Source organism: Actinophytocola sp., from assembly GCF_036378875.1.
Lineage (GTDB): Bacteria > Actinomycetota > Actinomycetes > Mycobacteriales > Pseudonocardiaceae > Actinophytocola.
Map to the genome: position 1 here is coordinate 192,578 of NZ_DASUVO010000101.1, position 21,289 is coordinate 213,866.

Genomic DNA, 21,289 nt, shown 5'->3' on the forward strand with positions numbered 1-21,289 from the left:
ACCAGCAACCGGTCAGTCAGTGGAGATACCGCCGAATGGCGTCGGTCAGCTGCCGACCAGGTCGCCCAGCGGGTCGATCATCGTCAGAGCGGGCCCGGCGGGGGCGGTCTTGGCACTGCTCGAGCTGCTGTCCGACGACAGCGGGGACAGGATGCCACCGACCACGTCGGTCACCGGGGTGAGCACGTCGCCCACCGTGCCGACGACGTCGCCCACCACGCCGCCCTGCTGTTCCTCGGCAGGAGCCGGCGCAGGCGCCGGCGCGGGTGCTGGCGCGGGGCTCGTGACGGCACCGTCAGAACCGCCGCCGCGCTGGTTCTCGCCGCTCGTGCCACCCGCGTCCGCCGTGCCGCCGCTCGGGTCAGCGACGGACGGAGCGCTGCTGGCCTGGGGGTCGGCGGACTGCGCCGGTGTGGTCGGCGCGGACTGCGGCTTCTGCTCGGCCTGCTGGTCCTGTGCTGGCGCGCCGGCGACCGGACCGCTGCTGTTGGGGGTGTGTCCCGGGGACGCGGGCGCGTGGTCCGGAGCGGAACCGGCGACTGGCGTGGCACCGCCACCCGCGAGCCCGAGCGCTCCGGCGGCGACCACACCGGCGGCGAGCAAGGCCCCCGCGGCCGCGCCGAGCGTCCATCGCTTCTGGTTGGCGCTGGTCTCCGGCTCCTCGGTCGCGGCTCTGGTGGCGACGTCGCGGCGAACCCCCAATGGGTGACCCTCGCGGCGTAAGACCCGATCGACCGATACCCGTTCGTTACGACCGTACGCGCCTACGTATGTCACAACACCCTCCTGGCACAGATCAGCTTCACCCATATGGGTGTACTGCGGCGAACCCCGGAGCGGAGAGTACTGATGTTGTAGCTGTCTTGTCCAACAAACGTGGTCAAACACCCGCGTAAGAATGCAACCCGGTCGTTACCAGGTTGATGAAGAACAGGTTGAAGATCATCGCCGCGAAACCGACGACGTTGATCACCGCGGCGCGGCCGCCGCGCCAGCCGGCGGTGGCACGGGAGTGCAGGTAGGCGGCGTAGACGACCCAGGCGACGAACGCGACCGTCTCCTTCGGGTCCCAGCCCCAGAACCGGCCCCACGACTCCTCTGCCCAGACCGCGCCGAAGATGATGCCGGCCGTGTAGATCGGGAACGCGAACACCGTGGTGCGGTAGGCGACCTGGTCGAGCACGTTCGCGTCGGGCAGCCGGGTGGCCCACGCCGGCTTGCGCACCTTCAGCAGGTACAGCGCGCTCACGACACCGGGCACGAGCACCATGCCGCTGCCGGTGGCGATGGTGAACACGTGGATCACGAGCCAGTAGGACTGCAGCGCGGGCTGGACCGGTGCCGCGGTCGTGTACAGCAGGACACCGCCGACGAACATCAGCACGATCACCGGCAGCAGCACCCACACGCCGAGGTGGCGCACCGGGTACTTGCGCAGCACGACGAGCCAGGTGCCCACGGCGACCAGGCACAGCAGGGCGCCGAACTCGTACATGTTGCCCCAGGGCGCGCGGCCCGTGGCGAGCCCACGCAGCACGAGCGACGTGAAGTGCAACAGCACCCCGAAGACCGTCAGCGACACCGCGAGCTTGCCGACGCGCTCGGCACGGCCGTTGCGCTGGATCTCGGGCTCGGCCGGCTCGTCGACCGTCTCGGTGGGACCGCCGGCGCCGACCAGCTCACGCTCCCTGACCGCCGCGCGACGCCGCTGCCCGAACGCCTGCTCGTACAGGTAGAACAGCATGGCCACCACGTACGCGCCGGCCGCGATGCCGTAGCACCAGTCGCTGTAGCTCGACATCATCTCGTTGACGTCCATCAGGGTTCCCTCCCAGCAACGGCGTCCTCGCGTTCCGGTGACGGTGCCAGCTCCGCCAGCAGGTCCTCGGTGACGCGGCCGAACTCCTCGCCGTATCCCGCCTGGTCAGTGCGGGCGAGGCCGCCGAGCAGCAACACCGTACCGCCGCCTTCTGCGGCCGGTACCGTCCGCACCCACAGCCTGCGGCGCTTGATCACCAACGACGTGCCGAGCCCCAGCACCAGCAGCACGGCGAAGACGAGCACCCAGCCCTGCGCCGGGTCGTGCGAGACCTGCAGGTACACCCAGCGCTGCACGCCGTCGAAGCTGATCTTCGTGCCGTCGTCGAGCGTGATCACGTCCCCCGGCCGCATGTTCTCCCGCGCGACCCGCTTGAGGCGGCCCTGGTCGACCATGTCCTGGCTGACCTCGTAGATCGACTGGCCGCGGCCGGAGTCGCTGCCGAGATCACCCCGCATCACGTCGACGGCGACGGCCGGGTCCCGCAGGTCGGGGAAGCCCGAGTCCATCAGGTCGCCGGAGAACACGGCGGTCGGGGCGAACAGGCCGGTGACCGCGAGCTGGCGCTTGCGGCGCTCGGCCGGGTCCGTGACGCCCGGCGGGTCGAACTTGGTCGCGCCCTCGGACAGGTAGGTCAGCTGGTTGACCGGCCGCCACTGGGTGGTGTGGGTGCGGGTCTGGCCGTCGGGGAAGGTGACGGTGAAGGTCGGCGCGTAGCCGTGGCTCAGCAGGTAGACGCGGTCGCCCGCGGTCCGCAGCGGCGAGTTGACCTCGAGCTGGTACGGGCGCCACGTGTTGGTCTCGAGGTCCGCGCCGGACTGGTAGTCGATGTCGGCGCGGAAGTAGTCGGCCTGCCCGGTGGGCAGGTAGTTCGCGGTGAAGTCGTTGACCTTGACGCAGAACGGGTTCAGGTCGGTGCCGTCGACGCGCAGGCCGGGGCGGAACGAGTCGTAGCCGAGGGTGCCCGAGTTGCAGAACTGGGAGCCGTTCGCGAGAACGATCACCTGGCCCTCGTACTGGAACATCTTCCCGATGGCGAGAGCGACGATGAGGCCGAGCATCGCGAAGTGGAACAGGAGGTTGCCGGTCTCCCGCAGGTAGCCGCGTTCCGCCGAGATGCTGCGGGCGCCGTCGTCTTCCTCGCGTTCGGTCATGCGCCAGCCCTTGAGCCGTTCCTTCGCCGCCGCCATCACCTGTTCCGGGGTGGCGTCGACGGTCGTCTCGTGGTGGTGCGGCAGGCGGGCCAGGTTGCGCGGGGTGAGGACCGGCTTGGCGCGCAGGGACTTCGCGTACTCGAACGTGCGGGGCAGCAGGCAGCCGACGAGCGAGATGAACAGCAGCAGGTAGACGGCGGAGAACCAGACGCTGCCGTAGACGTTGTAGAACTCCAGCCTGCCGAGCAGTTCGCCCCACCAGCCGTGGCTCGCGATGTACTCGTCGACCTTCTGCGAGTTCAGGGACCGCTGCGGCAGGAGCGCGCCGGGCAGCGCGGCCAGTGCGAGGAGGAACAGCAGCACGAGCGCCGTGCGCATCGACGTGAGACCGCGCCAGGTGTTACGCAGGAAGGCGGTCACAGGGGCAGCCTCGTGTTCGTGATCACGGCGTACTTGAGCCAGGAGGTGAGCTCGCCCCACAGGCCGGTGACGAGCAGGACGCCGACCACGAACAGCATGCCGCCGCCGACCAGCTGGATGGCGCGGGCGTGGCGGCGCAGCCAGCCGTTGGCGCGGACCGTCCAGCGGGCGCCGAGCGCGATGAGCAGGAACGGGACGCCCAGGCCGAGGCAGTAGACCAGTACCAGGAAGAACCCGCGGGCGGCTGTCTCGCCGGTGCTGGCCGCGATGATCAGGACGCCGGAGAGGGTCGGGCCGATGCAGGGGGTCCAGCCCAGACCGAAGATCGCGCCGAGGATGGGGGCGCCGGCCAGCCCCATGCGGGGCACCTTGTGGATGCGGATGTCCCGCTGCAGGCCGGGGATGAGCCCGATGAAGACGAGCGACAGCGCGATGATGACCACCCCGCCGACCCGCTGCAGGACGTCCTGGTTGAACGTCAGCACGTCGGCCAGCCAGACGATCCCACCCACGCTCACCGCGAAGACGACGGTGAAGCCGAGCACGAACAGACCGACGGCGCCGAGGACCTTGGCCTTCTTCTCCGTCTTGTCCTCGTCGGTGTCCGAACCGACCAGTGCCGTCAGGTAGGCGAGGTAGCCGGGGACGAGCGGGACCACACACGGCGAGGCGAAGGACACCATGCCCGCGAGCAGCGCCACGCCAGCGGCCAGCAAGAGCGGCCCGCTGGTGGCGATGGCGGTCGGGTCCACGGCGATCAGGGTAAGCATGGGACCTTGGTCCCGCCGGTACCGGGTCCTGGCTCTCAGCGCTTGTTAAGAGTTTGCGCCGCGATGCAACGGATCGGCCGGTCCCGCCGTTGAGGGGCGCAATCACAAGGCCGAGACGCCGATCGGGAGTGGCCGATGGAGTTCGCTGAGTACGTGACCCGGCAGCGCCCCGCGCTGATGCGGTTCGCCACGGTGCTGACCTGCCAGACATGGCTGGCCGAGGACCTGGTGACCGACGTGTTGGGCCGGGCGTTCGAGCGGTGGGACCGGATCTCGGTGATGGCCCAGCCGAACGCCTACGTCCGGCGGATGGTCGTCAACGACTACCTGTCGTGGCGCAGGCGGCTGGCGCGCTCGTCACCGAGGGCCGACGTCGAGCCGGCGACCGAGGGGCTGAGCGACGGGGCGGACGAGCGAGCCGAACGGGACGCGATGATCCGCCGCCTCGGCGGGCTGCCCAGGAAGCAGCGGGCCGCCGTCGTGCTGCGCTACTACGCCGGCCTGCCGGACGAGGAGATCGCCGCCGAGCTTGGCTGCAAGGTGACGACCGTCCGCAGTCAGATCTCCAGGGCGCTCGCGGCGCTGCGGATCGACCTGACCACCAGCGCCTACCAGGAGATCTCATGAGCGACCTGCGCACACTGTCCGACGCGTTCGCCGAGCTGGAGCGACAGGCCGACGCCCACCCGCTGCCCGCGCTCCCGCAGCCGGCCAGGCCCCGGTTCCGGCTGGTGCCTGTGGCCGCCGCGGTGGGCGTTCTGGCCGCCGGTGCGGTGTGGCTCGTACCGAATGACAACGGCGGCCCGCGGGTCGGTGACCCTCCAACCAGTTCGGAGTCGGCCACCACCGTGCCCGGAGTGCCGACGACGACGGACGAGGCGATCCGCCGGCTCCGGACCGTGCTCGACGGCACGGCGACGGTCGACGTGACAAAGGCCACCGGCGAGATCGTGGACGAGTCGACCACGACCGAGGCCTATGTGGACGGCGAACCGGCGGAGACAGAGCTGTGGAACGGCTTGTCGCTGGAAGGCACGCTGACCGCGGGCGGGGTCACCGGTGGGTTCGACCTGCAGATCAGCGCCAGCGCCCGGGGAGTGGTCACGATGTGCGACGACTCCGACGACTGCGTCGAGACGACTGACCCGGACGGCTCACGGCTGGCGGTCGGGCAGTGGCCGACCGCCAGCGGCGGGGTGACCTACGTGGTCAGCCTCATCCGGTCGGACGGCGTCTACTTCAACATGCACGTCAGCAACCAGCGCACGCCGAGGGGCGGGAGCGAGGTGCTCTCGGCCGAACCACCGCTGACCACCGAGGACATGGCCGCGATCCTCACCGATCCTCGCTGGTGACACGCCCGGCGCCGACCCTTGCCTGGTCGGCGCCACCGGTCACTTCTCGGCCAGCAGGCGGTCCAGTAGCGGGGTCAGGTCCTCCGCCAGCAGTTCGACGAGGTAGACCGCCGCGACGCGGTGTTGCTTGTCCAGCACGATCGTGGACGGGACGGCCGAGCGCGGGTAGCCCTTCAGCGGCAGCAGGGAGCGGGTCGACGGGTCGTAGATCGACGGGTAGGTGAGGCCCGTGTCGCGCATGAAGTCCTGTGGGAAGGTGCGGTCCTCGTCGCGGACGTCGATGCCGACGACCTGCACGCCTTTGTCCTCGTAGGCCTCCCAGACCTTCTGCAGCTGCGGCGCCTCCACCCGGCAGGGCGGGCACCACGCGCCCCAGATGTTCATGACCACGACCTTGCCCTCGTAGTCCGACACCTTGAGCTGCTCGCCCTCCTTCATGAGGTTCTCGCCCTGGATCTCGGGGACCTTCTGGCGGTCGTCGCCGTCGTAGGTGATCTCGGTCTTGCCGCCGGGGCTGACGAAGTTGAAGTCCGTGCCGGTGGCCACCGCGTCCGAACCCGTCGAGCAGCCGGCCGCCAGCAGCGCCGCTGCCAGCAGTAGAGCGATCTTCCTCATGCCCCGGTCACCTTCGGGCTGCTCACGCCGGCCGGTTCGGTGTACCGGATCGCCACCAGGCTCTCGTCGTCGAACACCATGCTCGTCAGCGACGCCAGCGAGCACTGGCGCCGCCTCGGGTCGTGCCAGAGGCGCTTGCCCTCCAGGAAGCGGCGCAGCGTCCAGATCGGCAGCTGGTGCGACACGCACACGGCCTCGTGGCCTTCCGCCGCCGCCCTCGCCCGGTACACCGCGCCCAGCATGCGGCGGGCGATGTGCAGGTACGGCTCGCCCCAGGACGGCAGGAACGGGTTGTACAGGTTCGGCCAGTGCTTGGGCGACCGCAGGGCGCCGTCGCCGATGGAGACCCGTTCGCCCTCGAAGACGTTGTCCGCCTCGATCAGCTGCGCGTCGGTGGCCAGTGCCAGCTGGTGGGAGTCCACGATCGGGCCCGCGGTCTCCTGCGCGCGTTGGAGCGGGGAGGCGACGACGTGCGTGACGTCGTTGCCCGCCAGGTGTTCCGCGACGATCAGTGCCTGCCGCTGCCCCAGTTCCGACAGCCTGAACCCCTCGAGCCGGCCGTACAGGATGCCGCTGGGGTTGTGCACCTCCCCGTGCCGCAGCATGTGCACGACAGTCCGGATACTCACTTGACCCCCTCGGCGGCAGCAGCCGCGGCCGCCGGCAACGCCGCGCCGATGATCTCGAACGTCTCCTCGGTCATCGCCGCGTTCACGAACCACGCCTCGAACGCGCTCGGCGGCGCATACACACCGCGGTCGAGCAGGGCGTGGAAGAACGCCGGGAACCGGCCCGTCGCCGACGCCTTGGCCTCGGCGAAGTTGCGGACCGGGGACTCGGTGAAGAACACGCTGAGCAGGTTGCCCGCGAACTGCACCCGGTGCGGCACGCCGGCCTCGCTGAGCGCGTTGCCGATCAGCGCGCCGAGGCGGGTCGCGTTGGCGTTCAGCGCCTTGTACGTGTCGGAGGTGGCCTCCCGCAGCGAGGTGAGGCCCGCGGCCACCGCCACCGGGTTCCCGGACAGGGTGCCCGCCTGGTAGACCGGGCCGGCGGGGGCGAGCTGCGCCATCACGTCCACCCGGCCGCCGAACGCCGCCGCCGGCAGGCCGCCGGACATGACCTTGCCGAACGTGTAGAGGTCGGCCGGCACCGCGTCGATGCCGAACCAGCCGGCCTCCGTCACGCGGAAACCGGTCATGACCTCGTCCATCACGAGCAGCGCGCCGTGCTGCGCGGTGAGCTCGCGAAGTCCTTCGTTGAAGCCGACCTCCGGCGGGATGGCACCCATGTTGCCGGCCGCGGCCTCGGTGATCACGGCCGCGATCTCGTCGCCGTGCTCGGCGAACGCGGCCCGCACCGCGTCGAGGTCGTTGTAGGGCAGGACGATCGTGTCGCCGGCCTGCGCACCGGTGACGCCGGGCGAGTTGGGCAGCGCGAACGTCGCGACGCCGGAGCCGGCCTCGGCGAGCAGGGCGTCGACGTGCCCGTGGTAGCAGCCGGCGAACTTCACGATCTTGGACCGGCCGGTGTAGCCGCGGGCGAGGCGGATCGCGCTCATCGTGGCCTCGGTGCCGGAGTTGACCAGGCGCACCCTGGCGACGGGGTCGACGCGGCGGATGATCTCCTCGGCCAGGTCGATCTCGGCCTCGGTCGGCGCGCCGAAGGACAACCCGCTGGTGGCCGCGGCCCGGACCGCCTCCACGATCGGCGGGTGGGCGTGGCCGTGGATCATGGGCCCCCAGGAGCTGACGAGGTCCACGTACCGGTTGCCGTCGGCGTCCCACAGCCAGGGGCCTTCGCCGCGGACCATGAAGCGCGGCGTTCCGCCGACCGCCTGGAACGCGCGGACCGGGGAGTTCACCCCGCCAGGAGTCACCGTTTGGGCACGTTTGAAGAGAGCTCGGGACTGCGTCACGACCGCGCCGCGCCCTTTCCTCGCAGGCTCCGATTGGGCGGTCGCCGGTCGTGGGCCTGATTCTTCGCTCCGCAAGCTCCGCTCAGCAGTCACCCGACCAGTCTTACACCGCTATTTTCCGCGCTTCGGCCGGGCACGGACCGCGAGCAGGACCTGCCGAACGGCGTCGAGGACGAGCAGCGCGGCGACCGTGCCGAGCAGGATCGCGAACGCCATCCAGTTGCCGATCCAGCGGTCGGACTCCAGCACGAAGCCGCTGGGGAACCGCCGGGTGATCGTGGCGATGCCGCGGGGCCACACGTCGAACGCGAACCAGACGGCGACCGCCGCGACGACCAGCTCGGCCAACGCGACCAGCGCGCGCCACGGCTTGTTCAGCCGGCCGGACTCGGTTGCGGGCGGAGCGACGAGCTCTTCGGTGGCCACGGTCACCTGTCTACCCTCTCACGGTCGCTGGCGGGCTCGCAGCCGTCGCTGTTTGTGCTCGGCGAAGTACTTCGTCGACTCCGGCCGGAACATGTAGACGACCGCGGTGACCCCGAACGCGATCTCGGCGAGGCTCCACATCAGCTCCAGCGCGGCGCCCTCGGAGGCCATGGCGGACAGGAAGCTGACCACGCCGAGCGTCGTGTAGGCCGTCAGCAGGACGCGGGCCCAGTTGCGCCCGGCCCGCATCTTGAACGCGAAGAGCAGGAACAGCCCGGCGAAGATCGCGATGCTGATCGCGAGTATTACCTGCATCGCGCCGACCATCGCGGAGGTGCTGAGCCGCTGGTCGGCCGGCACGTCCTCCATCGCGGTGGTGACCAGCTGCGTCAGCATGGCCCGGTCGAACAGCACCGTGACGACCGTGGCCACCGCGCTGATGGCGATGCTGGCGAGCACCGCCTGGAACGCCGAGTCGATGGCCTTCGGGCGGGGGATGGTGTCCACGACTGTCATTCTTCCTCTACCAGGCGAGCGAGAGCGTCACGTAGTGCGTCGTCGTCCCTGGCCCATGCGAGGACCACGCTGCCGTCGTCGAGGCGCAGAGGCACGTCACCGGTCTTCCTCGGTGCGGTCCAGCCGCCGCCGAGCACCCGGGCGCCGGCGGCGGCGCCGACGTCGGTGACCTTGGTGATCTTCGTGACGTCGAGCGCCTCACGGCCCTGCTGGAGCGTGCCGGGCGTCAGCTCAACGCGGTAGACCTTGCGGCGGGCGTTCACCCACAGCGCCGCGCTGCCGAACAGCAGCAGGCCGACGATCAGCCACGGGGCGGTGTGCACGGGCCCGGTGAGGGCCTCCAGGCCGGCGCCGGTGCCGGCGAACAGCGGTCCCCAGAGCAGCGGCCACCAGCTGGAGCCTTGCTCGGCGTAGAGGACCGGCTCGTCGCTCACGGCACCTGGCGGGGCGGGAAGTACGAGCGGGAGGAACGCGACCAGATCAGCGCGAGCCCGGTGAGGCCGAGCAACGCGCTGAGCAGACCGAGCGGCGCACCGTTCAGGAGCACGTGGAAGATCACAAGCATCGTGCTGAAGATCGTGACGAGCGTGCGGGCCCGGCGAGTGCCCTCGGTGGCCTTGTAGCCGAAGATCCCGAGGAACGCGGTGAACGTCACAGACAGGACGATCATCGCCCAGATCGAGTTGTTGATCTGGTCCGGCGTGGCGCGCAGCTCGGGTGCGATGTCCGCCTGCGCGTCGATGATGTCCTGCTTGAAGACCAGGTACTGGATCGCGTTGACCACCCAGATCAGCCCGGCGCCGACGAAGAAGTAGAAGGAGAAGCGGAGCGTGCGCGGGGGCGGCTCCTCGAACCGGCGCTTCGCCTGCGCGCGAAGGGCTTCCGTGCGGGGCGTCGGCGGTGCCTTCTCGAGGTCCGACATCAGGGGCTCGGTGTCGACGGGCCGCGCACGCCGCGCCTTGGCGGCGGGCTTCACGGACTCGCCCGAGCCCTCTGCGGCCGGCGCGGCCTCGGCCACGGACTCGGCGTTGGCTGGTTCGGCGACGGGCTCGGCCTCCTCGGCCGTTTCCTCTGCCGGGTCGGCCTTGGCACTCGGCTCGGTGTCGAGGGCGGGCGTGGCTTCCGTGGTCTGCTCGACCGCGGTGGCCGGTTCGGCTTCCTCCGTCCGCGCGGCCTTCCCGGGCTCTTGCGGATCCGAATTGCCAGGCTTCGTCACGGGCCGCAGGTTACCTGTGCCTTACGGCGTTACCGCAGCCAGCCCGCTGCCTCGACCGCCCAGTACGTCAGCACCACGTCCGCGCCCGCACGCCTGATCGCGGTCAGCGACTCGAGGATCGCCGTCCTGCGGTCACACCAGCCGCCCGCCGCCGCGGACTCGATCATCGCGTACTCGCCGGAGATCTGGTACGCCGCGACCGGCACGTCCGCGATCTCCGCGACCGCGTGCAGGACGTCCAGGTACAGCATGGCCGGCTTCACCATGACCATGTCCGCGCCCTCGTCGAGGTCGAGCCTGACCTCGCGCAGCGCCTCACGCAGGTTCGCCGGGTCCTGCTGGTAGGTGCGGCGGTCGCCCTTCAGCGAGGACTCCACCGCGTCGCGGAACGGGCCGAAGAACACCGACGCGTACTTGGCCGAGTACGCCAGGATGCCCGTGTCGACGTGACCGGCCTCCTCCAGGGCGGCACGGACCGCGGCGACCTGGCCGTCCATCATGCCGCTGGGGCCGAGCACGTGGGCGCCAGCTTCGACCTGCGCGATCGCCATGCGGCCGTACGCCTCGAGCGTGGCGTCGTTGTCGACGCGGCCCTGGGCGTCGAGCACGCCGCAGTGGCCGTGGTCGGTGAACTCGTCGAGGCACAGGTCCGACATCAGCACGGTCTCGTCGCCGAGTTCGGTGCGCAGGTCCCGCAGCGCGACGTTCAGGATGCCGTTGGGGTCGATACCGCCGGAGCCGACCGCGTCCTTGTGCTCCGGCACGCCGAACAGCATCAGGCCGCCGACACCCGCTTCGACCGCCTCGACAGCGGCTTTCCGCAGGCTTTCGCGGGTGTGCTGCACGACGCCGGGCATGGTCGCGATCGGGGCCGGCTCGGTCGCGCCCTCCTTGACGAACATGGGCAGCACCAGCTGGCTGGGCCGCACGGTCGTCTCGGCCACGAGCCGGCGCATGGCGGCGGAAGTCCGCAACCGACGAGGCCTCTGCGCAGGAAACACGGCTAACTCCTCAACAATCCCGAAGGGCACCCTCGCGGGTGCCCTTCAGAGCATCAGCGGCGGGCGCGCTTGGTCTTGCGGGGCGGCGGGAGGGCGCCTTCGGCACGCAGGCGTGCCGCGTGCTCCGCCAGCGCGTCGACCAGTGCCGACACCTGCGCCACCTCCGGCTGCACGTCCACCCGCAGGCCGAACTCGCGCGCGGTCTCGGCCGTCTTCGGGCCGATGCAGGCGACGAGCGTGCGGGTGTGCGGCTTGCCGGCGATGCCGACCAGGTTCCGCACGGTGGACGACGAGGTGAAGCACACCGCGTCGAAACCACCCGTCTTGATCATCTCGCGGGTCTCGGCGGGCGGCGGCGCGGCACGCACCGTGCGGTACGCGGTGACGTCGTCGATCTCCCAGCCGCGGTCACGCAGGCCGGCGGCGAGGGTCTCGGTGGCGATGTCGGCACGCGGCAGCAGCACGCGGTCCACCGGGTCGAGGATGTCGTCGTACGGCGGGAACTCGTCCAGCAGGCCCTCGGAGGACTGCTCGCCGGAGGGCACCAGCTCGGGGATGATGCCGAAGCCGCGCACCTTCTCCGCCGTGGCCTCGCCGACGCAGGCGATCTTCACGCCGGAGAACGCCCGCGCGTCGAGCCCGAACTCGGCGAACTTCTCCCACACCGCACGCACCGCGTTGGTGGAGGTGAACACGATCCACTGGTAGCGGCCGTCGACCAGCCCCTTGACCGAGCGCTCCATCTGCGCGGGGCTGCGCGGCGGCTCCACGGAGATGGTCGGCACCTCGGACGGGATGGCGCCGTGCAGCCGCAGCCGCTCGCTCATCTCGCCGGCCTGGTCCTTGGTGCGCGGCACGAGCACGCGCCACCCGTAGAGGGCGCGGGACTCCCACCACGACAGCTTCGTGCGTTCCGCGACGGCCTGGCCGACGGTGACGACGAGGTTGCCGGAGATCTCACCGGCGTCCTGCGCGAGCGTGGCGAGCGTGGTGTCGAGCGTCCGCTGGCCGGCACCTGTGCCGTCGGCGGTCACCGCGACCGGGGTCTGCGCGGCGAGACCATGCTCGACCAGCGCGGACGCCGCCTCGGCGAGGTGGCTCGAGCTGGCGATCAACACAATCGGCCCCGGGGTCTTGGCTAGCCCGGCCCAGTCGACGTCACCACGGACGTCCACCTCGGTGTGGATGCCACCGAGCGCGATGCCGGCGTAGGTGGGCACCGCCGTCGCGGGCGGAACGCCGGGCACGACGTCGAACACCGCGCTGGTCTTGGCCACCGCCTGTGCCTCGGCCACCAGGCCGGAGTGCGTCAACGGGTCCCCGGAGACCAGACGGACGACGACGCGGCCCACGTTGGCCTCGTTGACGAGGTCCTTCGCGACATCGGCTGGCTCACCGACGGCCGGCCGAACCTCGGCCTCGTCGTCGGCCAGCGCCAGCACGCCCGACGGCACGTCCGGGTCGATGACCAGGAGCTCGGCACGTTCGATGAGCTCCTGCGCCCGGACGGTGAGCAGCCCGGCGTCGCCGGGCCCCGAGCCCACGAACGCGATGCGTCCGGAGGACTTTCGGGTTTGGGTGGTCATTTCTCGGCCACTTCCCTCTTGATTACCTATTGCTCGTCACCGTTGTTGCTGCCGGACAGCACCCCGGCGCCGAGCTCGAGCAGCTCGGCGGCCAATGCGCGCCCGAGCTGCTCACCTTCTGTCAGGTCACCGGTGGCCGAAGCCCGGATCAAGTCGACGGCGGGCCCTTCGGCCCGGCTGCCGGGTGTCCAGTTCGCGGCCGCGACTCCGCGCAACGACAGGCGGTGAACGATCCTGTCTTGTGCGTCGAAGTCCTCGACCACGTCGGCCAGTGCGCCGACCGGGGCGTTGCAGCCGGCTTCGAGCGCGGCCAGCATGGCCCGCTCCGCCGCGACCGCCGCCCTGGTGGCTTCGTCATCCACAATGGACTGGAGGAGGTGTTCGGTGTCCACGTCGTCGACCCGGCACTCCACGGCCAGCGCACCCTGCGCCGGCGCGGGCAGCACCTGGATCGGGTCGAGGACCTCGGTGATCACGTCGAGCCTGCCGATCCGTGCGAGCCCGGCGCGAGCGAGCACCACCGCGTCGAACTCGCCATCGGTCACCTTGCGGATCCTGGTGTCGACGTTGCCGCGGATGGGCACGATCTCCAACCCCAGCCCGAGCGCCTGGATCTGCGCCGCCCGCCGGGGCGACCCCGTGCCGATCCGCGAGCCGGCGGGAAGCTCGCCGAGGGTGAGCCCGTCGCGAGCGATGAGCGCGTCCCTCGGGTCCTGCCGCGGCGGCACCGCGGCAAGGGAGAGCCGGTGGTCCGGCGCGGTGGGCAGGTCCTTGTAGGAGTGCACTGCGACGTCGACCGTGTGATCGGCCAGCGCGTCCCGCAGCGCGGAGGTGAACACACCGACCCCGATCTCCGCGATCGGCGCCGACGACTTGTCGCCGGGGGTGAGCACCGTGATGATCTCGACCTTGGCACCGGCGGCCTCGAGCTGCGCGGCCACCGTGCCGGTCTGCGCGAGCGCGAGCGCCGAACCCCGAGTCCCGATCCGAATAACCCGGCTCACAAACGCTCACCACCGGAAATGTCGGTGCCCTCGCGGAGCGTGGAAACCGGGGGGCCCCCGGCAGCACCAATGGGACTCTCGCTCGGGTTCGTCGCCGCGACCTGCCGCCCATCCGGCACGGAAGCGCCAGAAATGTCGGCCCCCTCCGATAACGTGGAAATCGGGGGGCCCCCTGGTGCACCAATGGGACTTTCGTGCATACGAAGGGACCGTTCGCTCGGGTCCGTGGCCGCCGATCGCGGCTGGCCCGCCGCGGAAGCACCAGAAATGTCGGTGCTCTCGCGTAGCGTTGAAATCGGGGGACCCCCTGGCGCACCAATGGGACTTTCGTGCAGTCCGCCAGGCAGGGCTGTTGGTTCGGTCGCCGCCTTGGCTATCGCTGCCGGGGTCGTCGGGTCCAGCTGGAACAGCACGCGGAGGGCCTCGGCGTACTCGACGCCGTTCGGGCCGGAGGCCAGTTCCTTCACGCGTACCGTCGGCGTGTGCAGCAGCTTGTCGACCACGCGGCGGACGGTCTGCGCGACCTCGGCGCGGGACGTCGAGTCCAGGTCTACGCGGGAGTTCAGGCGCAGCAGCTCGGCGTCCACCACCTCGGCGGCGCGGCGGCGCAGCGCGGTGACCGTCGGCGTGACCTCGGCCGAGCGCTGGGTCGCGAGGTAGGCGCTGACCTCGTCCGCGACGATCGCGCCAGCGCGGCGCGTGTCCAGGCCGCTCGGTGACTCGGCGAGGCGGCGCTGCAGGCTCTCCAGGTCGACGATCGTGACGCCACGCACCGCACCGACCTCGGGGGCCACGTCGCGGGGCAGGCCGAGGTCGCACACCACCAGCGGTGTCGTGCGGGCGTCGATCATGTGCGCGTCGATCACCGTGCCGGTCGCGCCCGTGCAGGACACGACCACGTCGGCCGACGCGATCTGTGTGGTCAGGTCGTCCAGGCCCACCGCGCGGGCCGGCGTGCCCTGCTCGACCTGCAGCTCCGCCAGGCGGGCGCCGGTCTTCCTCGTGCGGTTGGCGACGACGATCTCGCCGATGCCGGCACGACGCAGCGCGGCCGCCGCGAGTCCGCCCATCGAGCCCGCGCCGACGATCAGCGCGCGACGTCCGGTCAGCCCGCCCAGCACGCGGTCCGCGTCGGTGAGTGCCTCCGACACGACCGAGCCGCCGGCCGCGTCCAGACCGGTCTCGGAGTGCACGCGCTTGCCGACCCGCAACGCACGCTGGAACAGCTCGTGCAGCGTCTTGCCCGCGGTACCCGCGCCACGCGCGGTGTTGTACGCCGTGCGGACCTGGCCGAGGATCTGCGCCTCGCCGACGACCATCGAATCGAGGCCGGCGCCGACCCGGAACAGGTGCTCGACCGCTGCCGCCGCGTAGTGGACGTACAGGTGCTCGTACAGCTCACCGACGTCGAGCCCGGAATGCCGACCCAGCACACCGACCACGTCCGAGAGACCGGCGTGGAAGGCCGACACGACCGTGTAGACCTCGACCCGGTTGCACGTCGTTACCAGCGAGGCCTCGACGACGTTCTCACATCGCATGAGCTCGTCGAGGATCTTCGTCACCTCGTCGGCCGGCACCGTGGCGCGTTCGAGCACTCGCACGTCCGCCGACCTGTGCGAGATGCCAACCGCCAGCACACTCATCTTCTGACCACCGCCCCGTTGTCAACGCTGTGGCGCGGCGCTCCGTTGACGCGGCCACTGTTCCGTGGCTGCGGTGCGGTTTCCCCGGTCGGCGCGCTGTCCGCGCGCCGGGCCTGGTGGAACGACAGGATCTGCAGTTCCACGGCCAGGTCGACCTTGCGAACCTCGACCGTCTCCGGCACCTGGAGCACGACCGGGGCGAAGTTCAGAATGCACTCCACACCGGCCTGCACCAGCCGGTCGCACACCGTCTGCGCGGCAGCCGGCGGCGTGGCGATGACACCGATGGTGATCTCCTTGGCCACACACACCGCCGGGATGTCGTCGATGTGGTTGACCGGGATCCCACCAACGGGCACGCCCATCAGGTCAGGGTCTACGTCGAAGAGTGCGGTCACCGGGAAGCCTCTGCCAGGGAACCCGCCGTAGTTGGCGAGCGCATGTCCGAGGTTACCGATCCCCACCACTGCCACGCTCTGTTCACGCGTAAGTCCGAGGACACGTTCAATCTGGTCGATGAGAACTTCGACCTCGTACCCGACGCCGCGCGTGCCGTAGGTGCCGATGTAGGACAGGTCCTTGCGGAGCTTCGCGGAGTTGACGCCGGCCGCGACCGACAGCTCCTCGCTGGACACCGTGCCGATGCCCTGCTCCTTCATGCCCGACAGAACCCGCAGGTAGACCGCGAGGCGCGCGACAGCGGCCTCGGGGATGGCCCGTGGGGAGAGCGCGCCCTGACCGTTGGTCAGCGGCGGCATGGGCGTGGTGACCTCCGCGGGGTTCTCGGCGGGCGGGACTGGCCTTCTACCGTTCGCGCCGGACTGGCCACGCTGCGCCACGCTGGTACTCCTCGCAAAGAACTCGCCCTGGGATTGTTCATACGGTAGCCGCTTGTGAACGCAGGCACAAAGTCGCCGGCCAGAGCCTGTTTTTCACCTCACAGGAATGGGTCATCCGCCCGCCACGGAGGGGATGATCTGAACCTCGGCGGCGTCGCGCAGCGGGGTCGCGACACCGCCGAGCTGACGGCACTCCTCGCCGTCGACGTAGAAGTTCACGTACCGGCGTAACTTCCCGGTCTCGTCACGCAGCCGCCGCTCCAGCCCCGGGTACCGCTGCGCGAGCACGTCGAGGAGGTCGGCGAGCGTCGCGTCGCCCGACACCTGGACGTCCACGGTGGCCTGGTCACCCGCGCGCGGACGCAACGTGGCGGGCAGCCGCACGGAGATGTCCACTACGTCACCACCGCCCGGACACACAGCACGTCCGGCAGGTTCTCCACCACCGGCTGCCAGTGCTCACCCTCGTCGCGGCTCGCGAACACCGAACCGGACCTGGTGCCGAAGTACACGCCGGCCGGGTCGGCCGTGTCGACGCACATCGCGTCGCGCAGCACCCCGTTCCAGAACTGGTCGGGCAGGCCCTCGGTCAGCGCTTCCCACGACTTGCCCGCGTCCTCGCTGCGGTACACCGCGCACCGGCCGCCGGGCGGGAACCGTTCCCGGTCGGCGACGAGCGGGAAGTTGTAGATCACGTCGGGCCTGCGCGGATGGGCCACCATCGCGAAGCCGAAGTCAGACGGCAGGCCCTCGGCGATGGACTGCCAGGTCGCCGCGCCGTCGTCGCTGCGGTAGACGCCGTGGTGGTTCTGCGCGTAGAACCGCTCGGGCTGGTCGGGGTTCTGCGCGATCTTGTGCACGCACTGGCCGTACTCGGGGTCCGGGTCGGGCAGGAAGTAGGCCTTGATGCCGTGGTTGCTCGGCCGCCAGGTGTCGCCGCCGTCCTCGGTGACGTACACGCCGCCGGTGGACATGGCGACGGTCAGGCGGGCGGGGTCGGTGGGGTGCGGCAGGATCGTGTGGACGGCCGCGCCGCCGAAGCCGGGCGCCCAGTTCTCCCGGTGCGGGTGGTCCCACAGGCCGCGCACGAGTTCGTAGGTGACGCCGCCGTCGGTAGAGCGGAACACCGCGGTCGGCTCGACTCCCGCGTACACGACGTTCGGCTCGCTGCCTGGCGCGAACTGCCAGACGCGGGCCAGGGCCGCCCCGGTGTCGTCGGGGAACGCGATCGGGGCGTGGTCGGGTTCCTGCCAGGTCTGCCCGAGGTCGTCGCTGTACCCGACGCTCGGGCCGTAGTGCTCACTGGTGACGCCGGCCAGCAGGCGCGGTGTCGGAGTGGTGCGCGTGTCGAAACCGACGGCGTAGACGTCGGTCATGGAGTGGTGCGGGCCTGTGACCTCCCACGTGGCGCGGCCATCGTCGCTGGTCGCGAGCCACAGTCCCTTCCTTGTTCCGATGGCGAGTACGGCGGTCATTGGCGAACCTCCTTCGGGCTCGCCCGACGCTACCGCCGGCCACCGACAGTTTCGACCGGACAGCCGAAGAGGACACCCACAGCGACGATCGGGAAGCCCGCGAGCCACAGGTTCGGCAGCCACCACGCCAGGTCGTACTCGCCGCGTAACACCCAGAAGCTCAACGCGACCAGCCCGGCGGCGTGGGTGAGGGCCAGCGAGATCAGGACGGCGGACCGCGCCTCGGGGTGCCCTCGGCGAGCCAGGTGGAGCGCGACCAGGCCCGTGCCGGCTGCCAGGAGGTCCAGGGTGAGGAACGACCAGTTCCAGTCGACGAGGACCTGCTCCGGGTACGGCGGGATCAGACCCGTCGCGGTGACGACCCAGTAGGCCAGCAGACCGAGGTCGGTGGCCAGCATCAGGCGCTTCATCTGCCCTCGATGAGTCTGGTGAGCAGGGCATACGTCCGTTCGTGGAGCTGGCCCTCCGGCGGCGCGAGGTCCAGCAGCCGGGCCAGCCACCAGCCGTCCACGGCCAACCGGACCGCGGTCGCGGCGGCCGGGTCGATGCCGTCGTCCGAAAGCCGCTGCTGCCACGACCGGTACGTCCTGCGCAGCGGCTCCAGCGCCGCGGGCTCGATGAGGGTGGCGGCGAACAGGGCGGCGGCCAGGCGATCCGTCGCGGCGCCCGCGGTTCTTGGGGAGGGTTCGATGGTGCCGTCGAGGTAGGCGCGGGTGGCCGCGCCCGGCTCGGGCCCTGCGGTCCGCATGGCGGTGTCGAACTGGTCGACCAGCCGGTCCACGAGCGCGGCCACCACGGCCTGCTTGCTCGGGAAGTGGTACAGCAGGCCGCCCTTGCTGACACCGGCGCGTTCGGCGATGGCGGCGAGGGTGACGTTCTCGGCGCCGGCGGTGAGCAACACGTCCGCGGCCGCGTCGAGCAACCGTTCGCGGGTGGTGGCCATGCCCGCACTGTACCGTCCGGACGGTACAGTCAGGCGACGTTCACCGTGATCGTGTGCCAGCCGGTCGCGCCGTCCGGTGCGGGTTCGGCCAGTGCGTCCGTCTGGGTGTAGCCCGACTTGTCCGTCGCGCGGACCTGGATGCGGCGGCTGCCGGACTTCAGGTCCACGCTCACCCGCCACATGCGCCAGGTGTTGACGTCGACCTCGGTGCTCAGGTCGGCCTCGTACCACGTGTCGTCCACGCCGACCTCCACCTTCTCGATGCCGATGGTCTGTGCCCACGCGACGCCGGCGATCGTGGCGCGGCCCCTGGGCAGGGTCGCGCCGTCCCTGGGCAGGGTCGCGCCGTCCCTCGGGTTGTCGATGCGGGACTGGGTCTTGATGGGTGCCTTCGCGGACCAGCCGCGCGGGATCCAGTAGCCCTGCTTGTCGGCGAAGGTCGTCAGCTCCATGTCCACCACCCACTTGGTGGCGGAGACGTAGCCGTACAGGCCGGGGACGACCATGCGGGCCGGGAAGCCGTGCTCCTGCGGCAGCGGCTCGCCGTTCATGCCGATGGCGAGCATGGCGCCGCGGTTCGGGTCGAGTAGCGCGTCGACCGGGGTGCCGGCGGTGAAGCCGTCGATGCTGGTGGAGAACAGCTGGTCGGCGCCCGGTTTGACGCCGGCCTCGACGAGCAGGTCGCGCAGCGGGACGCCGATCCAGTCGGCGTTGGAGATGAGCCCGCCGCCGACCTCGTTGGACACGCAGGCGAGCGTGACGGGTCGCTCGATGAGGGCGCGGTCGCGGATGTCGGCGAACGTGAACTCGACGGTCTCGTCGACCAGGCCGTGGATGCGCAGCCGCCAGTCCTGCGCGGAGACGCGTGGGAGCGTGAGCGCGGTGTCGATGCGGTAGAAGTCGCGGTTGCTGGTGATGAACCGCGGGCTGCCGCTGCTGGCGAAGTCGGCGCCGGTGGGGAGTTTCGGCGCCGGGCTGGCCGGGACGAGGCGGCCGACCTCGGCACGGGACTGCTCGACGTCGACGCGGTTGCCGACGAGCTGCCCGACGACCGCGGTGGCGCCGGCGCCGATGACCACGCCTGCCCCCGCCCGAAGGAACGCGCGACGGCCTTCCCTGTCCTCTTCGGCGGGCCACGCCTTGCCGTGCAGCCAGCGGAAGACGACGAGCCCGACGACCGTGCTGGCGACGGGGGCGGTGATGCCCAGCTGGCCGAGGTCGGGGCGGGTGAGGACCGCGACGCACGCGATGACGCCCTGGGCTGCGGCGACGATCAGGCCGGGGGTGGGCCGGGTGCGGGACAGCAGCCCGGCGAGCACCGTCAACCCGAGGACGACCACGGTGACGCCGATGAAGAGGACGAGCTTGTCGGCGGTGCCGAACGTGTCCTTGGCCCATTCGACGACGGCGTGCGGCGAGATGTCCCGCACCCAGTTGCCGACCGCGACGAACGGCGAGGACGACGGTTCGACGAGCCCGGCCACGAGGTGCCCGACACCGAGCGCGGCCAGGAGGGACACGACCGCGACGGCGATCGCCCTGCCTTTGGGGAGTTGCACACCTCTACGTTCGGCGCCGAGGGCCGTTTGGTTCAACCCAATCCTTTTCTGACATGGGATCCGAACCGACTGTGACGAACCGATGACGGAGAGGTGGCCCTCGTGCCTTCATGCCGTTGGCCTCCGGCCCCCAGCAGCCAGCCTACTGGCAGCCACCGACGAACTCGGTGCCCGCGAACGACGGTTGGGGACAACCCGGTGGGCCGTGGACAGCTAGACCGGTTCCACCTGTTCAGAGCGGCCCGATGTCGGTGCCACCCCCTACGCTGGACACCGGGGGCCGGAGGCCGCCGGAGCGGCGCGTCCGCGCGATCCTCATCGTGCTGCTCGCCACCATGACCGCAGCCGGCACGTTCGGCGTGCTGTACGTCGGCGCCGCCAGCGAGTCCTCCGCCGCGGCGAGCGCGCTCACCGAAGCCAAGGCCGACACCGCGTCCGCGACCGCCGGACGCCAGAAGGCCGAGGACGCCCGTGACGAAGCCGAGGACCGGACCGCGACCGCGACCGCCGAGGACGAACGGGACAAGGCGAAGGCCACCGCCCAGGGCCTGCAGACCTGCCAGCAGGCGTCTCGCGATCTCCTTGTCGCACTGGGCGGCGACGCCGACGACCCCGCCGCCACGGAAGCCGCGACGGACGCGATCCGCCGAATGGCGAACTCGTGCGTATAACCCGACCGCGTGTCCAACACAGTGAACAGGTGAGTTCAACAAATCGTGCTATCCCGATTTGTTGAACTCACGTGTCCTGACTGTTGGACTCGCGGGTCTCTGGTGTTGGACTCGCGGGTGTCAGCGGGTGTCAGCGGGTGAGGGCGGCGCGTAGGCGGGCCTCCTCGACGCGCCAGTAGCCGTGTTCCTCGCCGTCGATGAGGATCACCGGGACCTGTTCGCCGTACTCGGCGCGCAGTTCGGGGTCCGCGTCGACGTCCGTGACCTCCCACGGCACGTCCAGCTCCGCGCAGATCCGCGCCACCTCGACCTCGGCCACCTCGCACAGGTGGCAGCCCTGCCTCGACACCACAGTCACC

General features: G+C 70.7%; 24 protein-coding genes and 1 pseudogene. 3 read left to right on the forward strand and 22 right to left on the reverse strand.

The features are described from left to right. Window positions 1–45: 45 nt before the first annotated feature. The 4 genes from VF106_RS30020 to VF106_RS30035 all read right to left on the reverse strand — a co-directional run bounded on the left by VF106_RS30020 (window position 46) and on the right by VF106_RS30035 (window position 4,163). Window positions 46–702 carry a hypothetical protein gene (locus tag VF106_RS30020; RefSeq protein WP_330843240.1) on the reverse strand — a complete coding sequence of 219 codons (657 nt, stop codon included), beginning with the start codon at window positions 700–702 and terminating at the stop codon, window positions 46–48. Between the two features lie 178 nt (window positions 703–880). Next, window positions 881–1,819, reverse strand: a complete 939-nt coding sequence (ccsB, locus tag VF106_RS30025) for a c-type cytochrome biogenesis protein CcsB (RefSeq protein WP_330843241.1) — start codon at window positions 1,817–1,819, stop codon at window positions 881–883. Beyond that, window positions 1,819–3,351 (reverse strand): cytochrome c biogenesis protein ResB, encoded by a 1,533-nt coding sequence (resB, locus tag VF106_RS30030; RefSeq protein ID WP_330843415.1) that lies wholly within the window; start codon window positions 3,349–3,351, stop codon window positions 1,819–1,821. Before resB ends, ccsB begins: the two co-directional genes overlap by 1 nt. 38 nt (window positions 3,352–3,389) lie before the next feature. Further along, on the reverse strand, window positions 3,390–4,163 hold the full coding sequence (locus tag VF106_RS30035; RefSeq protein ID WP_330843242.1) for a cytochrome c biogenesis CcdA family protein: 774 nt from the start codon (window positions 4,161–4,163) through the stop codon (window positions 3,390–3,392). A 135-nt stretch (window positions 4,164–4,298) separates the two neighbouring features. Here VF106_RS30035 and VF106_RS30040 point away from each other — a divergent pair, with 135 nt between their 5' ends. Continuing rightward, window positions 4,299–4,790 (forward strand): SigE family RNA polymerase sigma factor, encoded by a 492-nt coding sequence (locus tag VF106_RS30040; protein ID WP_330843243.1) that lies wholly within the window; start codon window positions 4,299–4,301, stop codon window positions 4,788–4,790. Next, a complete protein-coding gene (locus tag VF106_RS30045) occupies window positions 4,787–5,518 on the forward strand; it encodes a hypothetical protein (protein WP_330843244.1) in 732 nt (243 codons plus the stop codon). The genes VF106_RS30040 and VF106_RS30045 overlap by 4 nt, the downstream gene beginning before the upstream one ends. Before the next feature lie 39 nt (window positions 5,519–5,557). Here VF106_RS30045 and VF106_RS30050 read toward each other — a convergent pair whose 3' ends face one another. The 17 genes and pseudogenes from VF106_RS30050 to VF106_RS30130 all read right to left on the reverse strand — a co-directional run bounded on the left by VF106_RS30050 (window position 5,558) and on the right by VF106_RS30130 (window position 20,259). After that, window positions 5,558–6,133 carry a TlpA family protein disulfide reductase gene (locus VF106_RS30050; RefSeq protein ID WP_330843245.1) on the reverse strand — a complete coding sequence of 192 codons (576 nt, stop codon included), beginning with the start codon at window positions 6,131–6,133 and terminating at the stop codon, window positions 5,558–5,560. After that, window positions 6,130–6,756 (reverse strand): histidine phosphatase family protein, encoded by a 627-nt coding sequence (locus tag VF106_RS30055; RefSeq protein ID WP_330843416.1) that lies wholly within the window; start codon window positions 6,754–6,756, stop codon window positions 6,130–6,132. The genes VF106_RS30050 and VF106_RS30055 overlap by 4 nt, the downstream gene beginning before the upstream one ends. Before the next feature lie 2 nt (window positions 6,757–6,758). Then, a complete protein-coding gene (hemL, locus tag VF106_RS30060; RefSeq protein WP_330843246.1) occupies window positions 6,759–8,048 on the reverse strand; it encodes a glutamate-1-semialdehyde 2,1-aminomutase in 1,290 nt (429 codons plus the stop codon). Between the two features lie 111 nt (window positions 8,049–8,159). Then, on the reverse strand, window positions 8,160–8,474 hold the full coding sequence (locus VF106_RS30065) for a hypothetical protein (RefSeq protein WP_330843247.1): 315 nt from the start codon (window positions 8,472–8,474) through the stop codon (window positions 8,160–8,162). 18 nt (window positions 8,475–8,492) lie between these two features. Further along, the gene (locus VF106_RS30070; RefSeq protein WP_330843248.1) at window positions 8,493–8,990 is read right to left on the reverse strand and encodes a hypothetical protein; all 498 of its coding nucleotides are present in this window, start codon (window positions 8,988–8,990) and stop codon (window positions 8,493–8,495) included. Further along, entirely contained in the window at window positions 8,987–9,424 is a 438-nt protein-coding gene (gene mce1N / locus VF106_RS30075; RefSeq protein WP_330843249.1) for a transport-regulating membrane protein Mce1N, read from the reverse strand. The genes VF106_RS30070 and mce1N overlap by 4 nt, the downstream gene beginning before the upstream one ends. Further along, window positions 9,421–10,206 (reverse strand): hypothetical protein, encoded by a 786-nt coding sequence (locus VF106_RS30080; protein ID WP_330843250.1) that lies wholly within the window; start codon window positions 10,204–10,206, stop codon window positions 9,421–9,423. Before VF106_RS30080 ends, mce1N begins: the two co-directional genes overlap by 4 nt. Before the next feature lie 29 nt (window positions 10,207–10,235). After that, complete coding sequence (gene hemB, locus VF106_RS30085; RefSeq protein WP_330843251.1) at window positions 10,236–11,207, reverse strand: porphobilinogen synthase; 972 nt, start codon at window positions 11,205–11,207, stop codon at window positions 10,236–10,238. Window positions 11,208–11,260: 53 nt separating this feature from the next. After that, complete coding sequence (locus VF106_RS30090; protein WP_330843252.1) at window positions 11,261–12,793, reverse strand: bifunctional uroporphyrinogen-III C-methyltransferase/uroporphyrinogen-III synthase; 1,533 nt, start codon at window positions 12,791–12,793, stop codon at window positions 11,261–11,263. Window positions 12,794–12,819: 26 nt separating this feature from the next. Next, window positions 12,820–13,797, reverse strand: a complete 978-nt coding sequence (gene hemC, locus VF106_RS30095; protein ID WP_330843253.1) for a hydroxymethylbilane synthase — start codon at window positions 13,795–13,797, stop codon at window positions 12,820–12,822. Window positions 13,798–14,102: 305 nt separating this feature from the next. Then, window positions 14,103–15,443 (reverse strand): annotated as a pseudogene (locus VF106_RS30100) (glutamyl-tRNA reductase); the annotation flags it as partial. Then, window positions 15,440–16,201, reverse strand: a complete 762-nt coding sequence (locus VF106_RS30105; protein WP_330843417.1) for a redox-sensing transcriptional repressor Rex — start codon at window positions 16,199–16,201, stop codon at window positions 15,440–15,442. The gene VF106_RS30105 and the pseudogene VF106_RS30100, both read right to left, overlap by 4 nt. A gap of 192 nt (window positions 16,202–16,393) precedes the next feature. Next, window positions 16,394–16,678 carry a ubiquitin-like small modifier protein 1 gene (locus VF106_RS30110; protein ID WP_330843254.1) on the reverse strand — a complete coding sequence of 95 codons (285 nt, stop codon included), beginning with the start codon at window positions 16,676–16,678 and terminating at the stop codon, window positions 16,394–16,396. Then, window positions 16,678–17,757 carry a WD40/YVTN/BNR-like repeat-containing protein gene (locus VF106_RS30115; protein ID WP_330843255.1) on the reverse strand — a complete coding sequence of 360 codons (1,080 nt, stop codon included), beginning with the start codon at window positions 17,755–17,757 and terminating at the stop codon, window positions 16,678–16,680. Before VF106_RS30115 ends, VF106_RS30110 begins: the two co-directional genes overlap by 1 nt. Window positions 17,758–17,786: 29 nt before the next feature. Beyond that, the gene (locus VF106_RS30120) at window positions 17,787–18,167 is read right to left on the reverse strand and encodes a DUF5360 family protein (protein WP_330843256.1); all 381 of its coding nucleotides are present in this window, start codon (window positions 18,165–18,167) and stop codon (window positions 17,787–17,789) included. Then, window positions 18,164–18,700, reverse strand: coding sequence for a TetR/AcrR family transcriptional regulator (locus VF106_RS30125; protein WP_330843257.1), 537 nt, complete (start codon window positions 18,698–18,700; stop codon window positions 18,164–18,166). Before VF106_RS30125 ends, VF106_RS30120 begins: the two co-directional genes overlap by 4 nt. 29 nt (window positions 18,701–18,729) lie before the next feature. Then, on the reverse strand, window positions 18,730–20,259 hold the full coding sequence (locus VF106_RS30130) for a molybdopterin-dependent oxidoreductase (protein WP_330843258.1): 1,530 nt from the start codon (window positions 20,257–20,259) through the stop codon (window positions 18,730–18,732). Between the two features lie 245 nt (window positions 20,260–20,504). Here VF106_RS30130 and VF106_RS30135 point away from each other — a divergent pair, with 245 nt between their 5' ends. Beyond that, a complete protein-coding gene (locus VF106_RS30135; protein ID WP_330843259.1) occupies window positions 20,505–20,930 on the forward strand; it encodes a hypothetical protein in 426 nt (141 codons plus the stop codon). A 130-nt stretch (window positions 20,931–21,060) separates the two neighbouring features. Here VF106_RS30135 and VF106_RS30140 read toward each other — a convergent pair whose 3' ends face one another. Then, window positions 21,061–21,288, reverse strand: coding sequence for a glutaredoxin family protein (locus VF106_RS30140; RefSeq protein WP_330843418.1), 228 nt, complete (start codon window positions 21,286–21,288; stop codon window positions 21,061–21,063). Window position 21,289: the final 1 nt, after the last annotated feature.

Excerpts from the sequence above, each read along its gene's own strand:
- VF106_RS30135 (WP_330843259.1), top strand. The coding sequence starts at position 20,505 with ATGTCGGTGCCACCCCCTACGCTGGACACCGGGGGCCGGAGGCCGCCG.
- VF106_RS30050 (WP_330843245.1), bottom strand. The coding sequence starts at position 6,133 with ATGAGGAAGATCGCTCTACTGCTGGCAGCGGCGCTGCTGGCGGCCGGC.
- resB (WP_330843415.1), bottom strand. The coding sequence starts at position 3,351 with ATGCGCACGGCGCTCGTGCTGCTGTTCCTCCTCGCACTGGCCGCGCTG.
- VF106_RS30045 (WP_330843244.1), top strand. The coding sequence starts at position 4,787 with ATGAGCGACCTGCGCACACTGTCCGACGCGTTCGCCGAGCTGGAGCGA.
- ccsB (WP_330843241.1), bottom strand. The coding sequence starts at position 1,819 with ATGGACGTCAACGAGATGATGTCGAGCTACAGCGACTGGTGCTACGGC.
- VF106_RS30120 (WP_330843256.1), bottom strand. The coding sequence starts at position 18,167 with ATGAAGCGCCTGATGCTGGCCACCGACCTCGGTCTGCTGGCCTACTGG.
- VF106_RS30115 (WP_330843255.1), bottom strand. The coding sequence starts at position 17,757 with ATGACCGCCGTACTCGCCATCGGAACAAGGAAGGGACTGTGGCTCGCG.
- VF106_RS30040 (WP_330843243.1), top strand. The coding sequence starts at position 4,299 with ATGGAGTTCGCTGAGTACGTGACCCGGCAGCGCCCCGCGCTGATGCGG.
- VF106_RS30105 (WP_330843417.1), bottom strand. The coding sequence starts at position 16,201 with ATGCCGCCGCTGACCAACGGTCAGGGCGCGCTCTCCCCACGGGCCATC.
- VF106_RS30090 (WP_330843252.1), bottom strand. The coding sequence starts at position 12,793 with ATGACCACCCAAACCCGAAAGTCCTCCGGACGCATCGCGTTCGTGGGC.
- VF106_RS30070 (WP_330843248.1), bottom strand. The coding sequence starts at position 8,990 with ATGACAGTCGTGGACACCATCCCCCGCCCGAAGGCCATCGACTCGGCG.
- VF106_RS30125 (WP_330843257.1), bottom strand. The coding sequence starts at position 18,700 with ATGGCCACCACCCGCGAACGGTTGCTCGACGCGGCCGCGGACGTGTTG.
- VF106_RS30035 (WP_330843242.1), bottom strand. The coding sequence starts at position 4,163 with ATGCTTACCCTGATCGCCGTGGACCCGACCGCCATCGCCACCAGCGGG.